The sequence below is a fragment of the Brachybacterium sp. AOP29-B2-41 genome (assembly GCF_052378395.1).
GTDB lineage: Bacteria > Actinomycetota > Actinomycetes > Actinomycetales > Dermabacteraceae > Brachybacterium.
In genome coordinates this window covers 44,702-53,706 of sequence record NZ_JBQSXR010000019.1, presented here as the reverse complement: position 1 = coordinate 53,706, position 9,005 = coordinate 44,702, and the positions used below count along the sequence as shown (strand labels likewise).

Annotated in this window: 6 protein-coding genes; all 6 read left to right on the top strand. The window is 68.9% G+C overall.

What is annotated here, in order from left to right; genetic code table 11:
• The coding region (mtrB, locus tag ACT3T9_RS15900; protein ID WP_444601041.1) for an MtrAB system histidine kinase MtrB at positions 1 to 1,106 on the top strand (1,106 nt) is incomplete at its 5' end.
• Entirely contained in the window at positions 1,103 to 2,806 is a 1,704-nt protein-coding gene (locus tag ACT3T9_RS15895) for an LpqB family beta-propeller domain-containing protein (RefSeq protein WP_442332195.1), read from the top strand. The genes mtrB and ACT3T9_RS15895, both read left to right, overlap by 4 nt.
• A 100-nt stretch (positions 2,807 to 2,906) precedes the next feature.
• Positions 2,907 to 3,701, top strand: coding sequence for a ComF family protein (locus tag ACT3T9_RS15890; RefSeq protein WP_441443279.1), 795 nt, complete (start codon positions 2,907 to 2,909; stop codon positions 3,699 to 3,701).
• A 165-nt stretch (positions 3,702 to 3,866) separates the two neighbouring features.
• Complete coding sequence (hpf, locus tag ACT3T9_RS15885; RefSeq protein ID WP_441443278.1) at positions 3,867 to 4,526, top strand: ribosome hibernation-promoting factor, HPF/YfiA family; 660 nt, start codon at positions 3,867 to 3,869, stop codon at positions 4,524 to 4,526.
• A gap of 85 nt (positions 4,527 to 4,611) precedes the next feature.
• Positions 4,612 to 5,874 (top strand): winged helix-turn-helix domain-containing protein, encoded by a 1,263-nt coding sequence (locus ACT3T9_RS15880; RefSeq protein ID WP_441443277.1) that lies wholly within the window; start codon positions 4,612 to 4,614, stop codon positions 5,872 to 5,874.
• A 113-nt stretch (positions 5,875 to 5,987) separates the two neighbouring features.
• Positions 5,988 to 9,005: a preprotein translocase subunit SecA gene (gene secA, locus ACT3T9_RS15875; protein ID WP_441443276.1), complete on the top strand. Its 3,018-nt coding sequence runs from the start codon at positions 5,988 to 5,990 to the stop codon at positions 9,003 to 9,005.

Below are 9,005 nucleotides of genomic sequence, written 5' to 3'. Positions count from 1 at the left end.
AGCGGGTGATCCTGGGTGGCGGCGGGGTGCTGATGGCTCTCATCGTCGGCATCGCGATCGTCGTGGCGCGGATGGTGACCACTCCTCTGAAACGCGCCGCATACGCGGCGGAGCGGATGGCCGCAGGGGATCTGACCAGCCGCGTCGAGGTCTCCGGTGGTGACGAGCTGGCCCGGGTGGGGGAGTCCTTCAACGATATGGCCCGCAGCCTCGAGCAGAAGGTCGACGATCTCACCGAGCTCTCGTACGTCCAGCAGCGGTTCGTCTCCGACGTCTCCCATGAGCTTCGTACGCCGCTGACCACGATCCGCATGGCCTCCTCGGTGCTCGATGCTCGACGCTCCGATCTGCCCGGTGAGCTGCAGCGGACCACTGAGCTGCTCTCCGCGCAGGTCCAGCGCTTCGAGGTGCTGCTCACGGACCTGCTGGAGATCTCCCGCTTCGATGCGGGCGCCGCTGAGCTCGAGGCGCACCGCGAGAACGTCGACGCGCTCGTCGAGCGGGCGCTCGAGGACCTCCGCCCGCTGGCAGGGGCCCGCGGCTGCCTGCTGGACGTGCGGCTGGCGGGCGGGGACGTGCATGCGGTGGTCGACGCACGTCGCATCGACCGGGTGCTGCGCAATCTGTTGACCAATGCGATCGAGCATGGTGCGGGGCATCCGGTGCTGATCCAGACCGCCGCGGACGATGACGCGGTGGCGGTGGTGGTCCAGGACCAGGGCCATGGCATCTCCCCTGAGGATGCGGCGCACGTGTTCGACCGTTTCTGGCGTGCCGATCCCTCCCGGGCGCGGACCCTCGGGGGGACCGGCCTGGGGCTGTCGATCTCCGCCGAGGACGCGAGACTGCATGACGGCTGGCTCCAGGCCTGGGGACAGGAGGGCAGGGGCGCAGTATTCCGGCTCACTCTCCCGCGGCGCCCGGGAACCCCGTTGACACGTTCCCCGCTGCGGCTCGAGCGATCGCTGGATCGGTGGGGGGCCGACGCCGCGGTCTCCCCGACCCCGACCGGGGAGCTCCGGATCGGACCCGGCCTGCTCCCGGATCTGGAGGATCCAGGGAGCGATTCATTCCCGGAGCCCGACGAGAGCGGAGGTGTGCGATGAGACCGGCACGTCGTCATGTGCTGCGCGCTGCGGGTGCCGCGGCGGTGTTGGGAGTGGGCGCGGCCTGTGCCCGTATTCCCACGGACTCCCCGATCGACAGCCGCGCATTGACCGGACGGTCCCAGCCGGGGGCCCCTTATGTGAGGGCGCTGCCGCCCCCGCCCGACGCCGACGCCTCGGAGGTCGCTGCCGGATTCGTGCAGGCCGGGGTCGGTTCCGAGGACGACTTCGCGGTGGCTCGCGCATATCTCACCGACCCGGCCAGCGAACTGTGGAACCCGGCCGCCGGGATCACCGTGTACTCCGGCAGCCAGGAGCTGCAGGTTGAGACGCTCGATGACGGCAGGCTCGCACTGGTCCTCCAGGTGGTCGCCCTGGTGGACGGCAGCGGGGTGCGCACGGTGCTGGCCGGAGCGGTGCCCCGGGAAGTCCAGGTGGCGATCGAGCAGGTCGATGACCAATGGCGGCTCAGCGAGGTGCCCGACGGGATCTTCCTCTCGGAGGCGGCGTTCGAGACGCTCTATGGCCCTGCCCGGCTCTACTTCCTGGATGTGCGGGAGCGTCACCTGGTCCCCGATCATCGCTGGTTCCCGCTGCGCCGGGGCGCCGCCAGCGTGCTCGAAGCGCTCGTCGCCGGTCCCGCCATCTTCCTCCAAGGGGCTGTCAGCAGCGAGATCCCCCGCACCTCCGGGATCTCCGATGCCGTCATCACCACCGGCGCCGACGGCGGCACGCAGGTTGCGGTGCCCACCGCGATCGCCAGCCTTCCCACCGGCCCGAGGATGCTGGCGCTGTCCCAGCTGGAGGCCTCTCTGCGCTCGTTGCGCACCCTGTCCGGAGTCCGGATGGTGCAGGACGGCGAGGAGCTGGTGCTCGACGAGGAGGTGCGGACCGAGCGCGCGCTGCCCGGACATCGCCCGATCGCCGCCGGAGCGACCGGGATCATCTCGCTGGCCGAACCGGGCGGGGGAGCACCCGCCGCACAGCTGGTGCCTGCACTCGAAGATGCTGAGCTCTCCTCCCCGGTGATCGCGCAGGACGGAGTGCTCGCAGCAGCCCGCAACCCGGAGGGGAGCATCGTGCTGCTCGCCTCGACGGACGGTTCCGTCCCGGTGCGGGAGGCCGCGACCGGTGGCGCATTCGTCGCACCGTGCCTCGATGACGCGGGATTCGTCTGGACCGCCACCCGGTCGAGCGCGGGCGCTCTGCTGGCGCTGTCCGGCCAGGGGGCGGAGCTCGATGCGAAGGTCGATGCCCCCTGGCTGACCTCCCGCGAGATTCGTGCCCTGGACATCGCAGCCGACGCCACCAGGATGCTGGTGCTGTCCGCGGATTCCGGGGGCAGCCGGCTGGATCTGTGCGCGGTGGTGCGGGATGGGGAGGGGAGCCCGACCTCGCTCACCGAGCCCGTTGCCGTGCGCACCTATCTCCAGGACATCACCGAGGCCGGCTGGTATGACGAGATCGCGGTGCTGGTGCTGGGGACCGACCCCGCGTCGGGGGAGCGGCGGGCGCAGATCGTCGACTTCGCCAGCGGCAGGGAGGCATTGCCCCCGCTCGCTCCCGGCACCGATCGGATCGCCGGCTCGGTGGTGGCGGAGACGGTGTGGGCCGGCACCACGGAGGGCGTTCTGCTGCGCAGCAGCGGAGAAGGGTGGGCCACGGTCGACATCGAGGGCCGGGATCCGTCGTTCTACTGAGCAGCCCGCCTCGCGGGCCATCGTTCCTCCACAGAGCAGTTTCATCCACCAACGGGGCCCAGGGATGGATCGCCCGGCCGAGCTGGCGTGAAATGGAGGCATGACGGATACCGGCCACCCGACCCTGTGGGGGATGCTGCGCGGGGTGGCAGCCCAGACCTGCGCACTGGTCGCGCCCCGGCACTGCCCCTGCGGGCAGGAGGGCACATGGCTCTGCCAGCCATGCACGAAGCTGCTGGAGACGGCGCCATGCCGAGTGGAGTCGTGCTGTGACGCGCTGCAGGAGCTGAGCGCTGCACGGGTGCGAGACGTGGAGCTCGGCGATCTCGTGCTGCCCGCCGGAGTCGACCACGCACCGTTGCTGCCTGTGCTCGCGCTCGGAGAGTACGGCGGGGACCTGCAGCGGTTGATCCTGGCATGGAAGAACGGAGGCATGCTCCACCTCGGCGCACGAATCGCCCCTGCGCTGGCCCCTGCGGTCGCCCGGCTCGTCGAGGGAGCTGACCCCGCCCCGCCCTTCCTGGTCCCGGTGCCCTCGCAGCGCAGCGCACGGCTTCGTCGAGGTGAGGACCACACCGCGGAGCTGGTGCGTGCCATGGAACGCAGCGGTGCCGGGCACGCTCTGCTGCTGCGCGCGCGGCCCACCACCGCCCAGGAGGGACAGGGCGCACGACAGCGCCGCACCCGTCAGATACTCCTTCGAGGGCGCGCCGCCCGCGAAGCGGGACGGCAGGGTGCTCCGGTGGTGATCGTCGACGACGTGGTCACCACCGGCTCCACCCTGCGCGGGATGCATCAGGCGCTCACCTCCGCCGGCATGCGGGTGCTGGGGGCGGCGGTGGTCGCTTCCGCCCGAGTCCCTGCGCAGAGCGCGGCCAGCGAGCGAACAGGATGAACTTTCGGCACGAACATTCAGGAAACCCTGCGCAAAACATGGCATGCTGGTGATACCCGCCACACGACGGCGGGACCCCCTTCACCAGGAGGTGCGACACCCAGCCGAAGAGCCACCGCGGCCGGGCTCAGAGCGGCCGCACCCGGATAGGAGGAGAACCCACTCATGGAGATCAATGTCGTCGGACGCCATATGGACGTCCCGGACCGATTCCGTCGCCATCTCGCCGACAAGCTCGACAAGGTCACCCAGCTCGCCCCCGCGGCTCTCCGCGTGGACGTCGAGATCTCACAGGAGAAGAACCCCAGGCAGACTGAGCTCAGCGATCGTGTGGAGCTGACCGTCCATGAAAATGGCGCGGTGATCCGCTCGGAGGCCCGGGCGGACGATCTCTACGGAGCGCTCGACGTCGCCTACGGCAAGCTCCTCGAACGCCTCCGTCGGTCCCGCGACCGCCGTAAGGACCACCGTCGTGGCCGAGACCGCTCCCATCAGGGCGCCGGAGCGAGCCTCCGCACCATGCCTGCTGACCAGGAGATGCCCCCACCTCTGCTGGACGACGCAGCCGCGAGCGAGGACGAGACGGAGTCGGTCACGGCCACGGACGAGCACGACCTCGCCGAGGCCGGTTCACCGGTGGTCATCCGCGAGAAGAAGCACTCCGCAACACCCATGAGCATTGATGACGCGCTCTATCGGATGGAGCTCGTGGGCCATGACTTCTTCCTCTTCGTCGACGCCGAGACCGGCCACCCGAAAGTGGTCTACCGCCGCAAGGGCTGGAACTACGGTGTCATCGAGCTCGACGCAGAGCTGACAGCCTGACCTCTCTTCACGACGGCCGGGCGGGAGGAGCTGCACAGCTTCCTCCCGCCCCTTGTCGTGCCGACCATGCAGGAGCACCCCGCTGATGAGCTCGACCCTCACGTGGACCCGTGCACGCCGGATCGCCCTGCGGGCACAAGGCATGGGGCGAGCCCGCCGCAACGATATGCCGGCCATGGCGACCAGCCGACGTGCGCTCGCACGCACCCTCGAGCGGACCCACCTGCTCCAGATCGATTCGGTGAGCGTGTTCGCGCGCGCCCATCACCTCCCCGTCTTCACCCGCAGCGGGCCCTGGGACCCCTCCGTGCTCGAGGACTCCGTCCGTCCCGGGCCGCGACGCACTCTGCGGGAGAGCCTGGCGCATGAGGCCACCTACACCTCTCCCGAGATTCACCGCCTGCTGGCCTTCCGTCGCCGGGCCACCTCCGAGAAGGACTGGGGAGTGCTGCGGGACATCGCTGTGACCTCACCCCATCTGTTCCCGCAGATCCGGGAGGTGCTGGAGGAGATCGGGCCCGCCAGCGCGGCCACCGTCTCGAAGCACCTGGGCGACACCGAGCGCGGAGAGGGCTGGGGGTGGCGCCGCACCGCCACCCAATGGGCGGTGGAGTATCTGTTCCGCACCGGAGACCTCGACTGCGTGGGCCGCTCGTCGCAGTTCGAGCGGCTGTACTCCCTCGCAGGGGAGGACTCCCCACCGCCTCAGGAGGAGCTAGGGGAGGACACAGCATCGATCGAAGAGCTCACCTCGAGAGCGGCCTGCTCGCTGGGCATCGCCGAGGTCGGCTCGCTGGCGGACTACTTCCGCCTTCGCACGCGGGAAGTCATTCCCGCCGTCGAGCGTCTGATCGTCCAGGGCGAGCTGCAGGAGGTCGAGGTCTCCCACCCCGCCGGCAGCCGGAGGATGCTGCTGCACCGGGATGCCCCGGCCCCCGCCCCGTTGCGCGTCGCCGCACTGGTCAGCCCGTTCGACCCGATCGTGTTCCATCGCCCACGACTCGCGCATCTCTTCGATGTGGAGTACCGCATCGGGATCTACACCCCTGCCGCACGGCGCACCACCGGCTACTACTCGCTGCTCTTCCTGCTCGATGACGTCATCCCGGCGCGCGTGGATCTGCGGGCGGATCGCGCCCGGGACGTGCTCGAGGTGCGGGGCACCTACCGTGAACCGCTGCCCAACCTGCCCACCGGGCAGCGGCCGGAGGACCACCTGATCGTCGCGGCGCTCGCCGAGGAGCTCCGGCGCGCCGCCCGCTGGCAGGGCCTTGAGACGATCGAGGTCCTCACCGGGCCCGGGACCGGGGAGCTCTCGCCCGAGCTCGCGGCGGCCGTCCACGGGTGAACCGGCTTCGGGTGATGATGCGCGCAGGTGGTCACCTTCCTGGGCGGTGACGCATACGATGGGGCAGGCATCAGCCGCCCCACGGGGTGTACACGAGATCTACGGGAGCACGAGTGGTCAACCTCTTCGACAAGATCCTGCGCGCCGGCGAAGGCCGGGAAGTGCGCAGGCTCGAAGCCATCGCCCAGCGAGTGGGAGAGGCGGGGGACGTCTTCAGCGAGCTCAGCGATGACGAGCTCCGTGCCGAGACCGACCACTTCAAGGAACGGCTCGAGGACGGCGAGACCCTAGACGATGTGATGGTCGAGGCGTTCGCCGCGGTGCGCGAAGCGGCTCACCGCACGCTCGGCCAGCGTCCGTACGACGTGCAGATCATGGGTGGCGCGGCCCTGCACCGGGGCCGCATCGCCGAGATGAAGACCGGTGAGGGCAAGACTCTCGTGGCGACGCTCCCCGCGTACCTCAACGCGCTCTCCGGCAAGGGCGTGCACGTGATCACCGTGAACGACTACCTCGCCGGCTACCAGAGCGACCTGATGGGCCGCGTGTTCCGCGCGCTGGGACTGACCACCGGGGTGATCAAATCCGGGATGACCCCTGCCGAGCGTCGCGAGCAGTACAACGCCGACATCACCTACGGCACGAACAACGAGTTCGGCTTCGACTACCTGCGCGACAACATGTCCCTCAAGCCCGAGGACAGGGTCCAGCGAGGGCACAGCTTCGCGATCGTCGATGAGGTCGACTCGATCCTGATCGATGAGGCGCGCACCCCGCTGATCATCTCCGGGCCCGGCTCCGGGGACGCGAACAAGTGGTTCAGCGAATTCGCGAAGGTCGTCAAGCTGCTGCGCCAGGATCGTGACTACGAGGTCGACGAGAAGAAGCGCACCGTCGGCGTGCTCGAGGCCGGGATCGACAAGGTCGAGGACCATCTCGGGATCGACAACCTCTACGAATCGCTGAACACCCCGCTGATCGGCTTCCTCAACAACGCCATCAAGGCCAAGGAGCTGTTCAAGAAGGACAAGGACTATGTGGTCCTCAACGGCGAGGTGATGATCGTCGATGAGCACACCGGTCGCATCCTCGCCGGTCGCCGCTACAACGAGGGCATGCATCAGGCGATCGAGGCGAAAGAGGGCGTGAAGATCAAGGCGGAGAATCAGACTCTCGCCACGATCACCCTCCAGAACTACTTCAAGCTCTACGAGAAGCTTGCGGGCATGACCGGCACGGCCGAGACCGAGGCCGCCGAGTTCATGAACACCTACAACCTGGGTGTGGTGCCGATCCCCACGCACCGTCCGATGCAGCGTGCGGACGAAGCCGATCGCATCTACCGCACCGAGAAGGCGAAGTTCGAAGCGGTCGTCGAGGACATCGTCGAGCGCCACGACAAGGGCCAGCCAGTGCTCGTGGGCACCACCAGCGTCGAGAAGTCTGAGTACCTCTCCAAGCTGCTCACCGCCCAGGGCGTCGAGCATGAGGTGCTCAACGCGAAGAACCACGCGGGAGAAGCCGCGATCGTCGCCATGGCCGGCGCCAAGGGCTCCGTCACCGTGGCCACCAACATGGCAGGTCGCGGCACCGACATCATGCTCGGTGGCAACGTCGAGTTCATGGCCCACGCCGAGCTCGAGAAGCGCGGCATGGATCCGGAGGAGGACCGGGACGCGTACGAGAAGGCCTGGGACGAGGAGCTCGAGCGGGCCAAGGCGGCCGTCGCCGAGCAGCACGACGAGGTCGTCGAGATCGGTGGCCTGTACGTGCTGGGCACCGAACGGCACGAGTCCCGCCGCATCGACAATCAGCTGCGCGGCCGCTCCGGCCGACAGGGAGACCCGGGGGAGTCCCGCTTCTACCTCTCCCTCCAGGACGACCTGATGCGGCTGTTCAACTCCGGAGCGGCAGAGTCCCTGCTGGCCCGCGGCGGTGTCGACGAATCGATCCCGCTGACCGGACGCATGGTCTCCGGCGCGATCCAGCGCGCGCAGAACTCGATCGAGTCGCGCAACGCCGAGATCCGCAAGAACGTCCTGAAGTACGACGATGTGCTGACCAAGCAGCGCAAGAAGTTCTACGAGGAGCGTTCGCGGATCCTCGAGGGTGAAGACCTCGACGAGCACGTCGAACGCTTCATCGAAGAGGTCATCGGAGGCACCGTCGACGCCCACACCCGCGGCAAGCCTGCGGAGGATGTCGATCTGGAGGAGCTGTGGGGCGCCCTGCGACCCGCATATCCGGTCTCCCTCACGGCCGAGGAGCTCATCGAGGAGGTGGGCGGGAAGGAGAACCTCGAGGCGAAGGTGCTGAAGGAGGAGATCCTGGCCGATGCCCGTGTCGCCTACGAGAAGCGCGAGGACGAGCTGGGCGCCGAGGGACTGCGGCAGCTGCAGCGCCGCGTGCTGCTGTCCGTGATGGATCGACGCTGGCGTGAGCACCTCTACGAGATGGACTACCTCAAGGAGGGCATCGGCCTGCGGGCGATGGCCCAGCGTGATCCGCTCATCGAGTACGAGCGCGAAGGCCACCTCATGTTCAACGACATGATGGCTGGCGTGAAGGAGGACGTGGTCGGCTACGTCTACAACCTCGAGGTCCAGGTCGAGAAGGTCGAGCCCGTGGTGCCCAAGGCTGTCAGCGACCTGCTGCGCAGTGCCTCGAAGGTCGCTGCTGCAGCTGCCGCGACCGGCGCGGCGGCGAGTGCCGGTGCCGGCAGCGAGCGCGCCCCGGCCGTGAAGTCTGTGAAGTCCGAGGAGGCTGCTGCAGAGCCGGCGGAGTCGTCGAGCTCGGAGGGGGCCGACGACGCCGAGACTGACAGCGACGACAGCGGGAGCGACGCACCCGCTGAGGAGAAGCTGGCGCAGGAAGGTCGCGTCGTGCTGCGTGCCAAGGGCCTGGATGATGGCCCGGGAGAGCGCCAGCTGCGATACACCTCTGCCGAGGGCAGTGGCGTCCAAGACTCCTCGACTCTTTCTCGGGCGCAGCGCCGCAGGCAGGCGCGCCAGGCCCAGAACGGCGAGGCGAGCCCCGTCGCGAGCGACAAGGTGCAGGACAAGCCCGAGGGCGCGCCGCAGGGAGAGGGCCAGAACCGGGCTCAGCGGAGGATGAGGCGTCGCCGCCGCTGA

Coding starts and splice junctions, on each gene's coding strand:
- ACT3T9_RS15895 (WP_442332195.1), top strand. CDS start 1,103: ATGAGACCGGCACGTCGTCATGTGCTGCGCGCTGCGGGTGCCGCGGCG.
- ACT3T9_RS15890 (WP_441443279.1), top strand. CDS start 2,907: ATGACGGATACCGGCCACCCGACCCTGTGGGGGATGCTGCGCGGGGTG.
- hpf (WP_441443278.1), top strand. CDS start 3,867: ATGGAGATCAATGTCGTCGGACGCCATATGGACGTCCCGGACCGATTC.
- ACT3T9_RS15880 (WP_441443277.1), top strand. CDS start 4,612: ATGAGCTCGACCCTCACGTGGACCCGTGCACGCCGGATCGCCCTGCGG.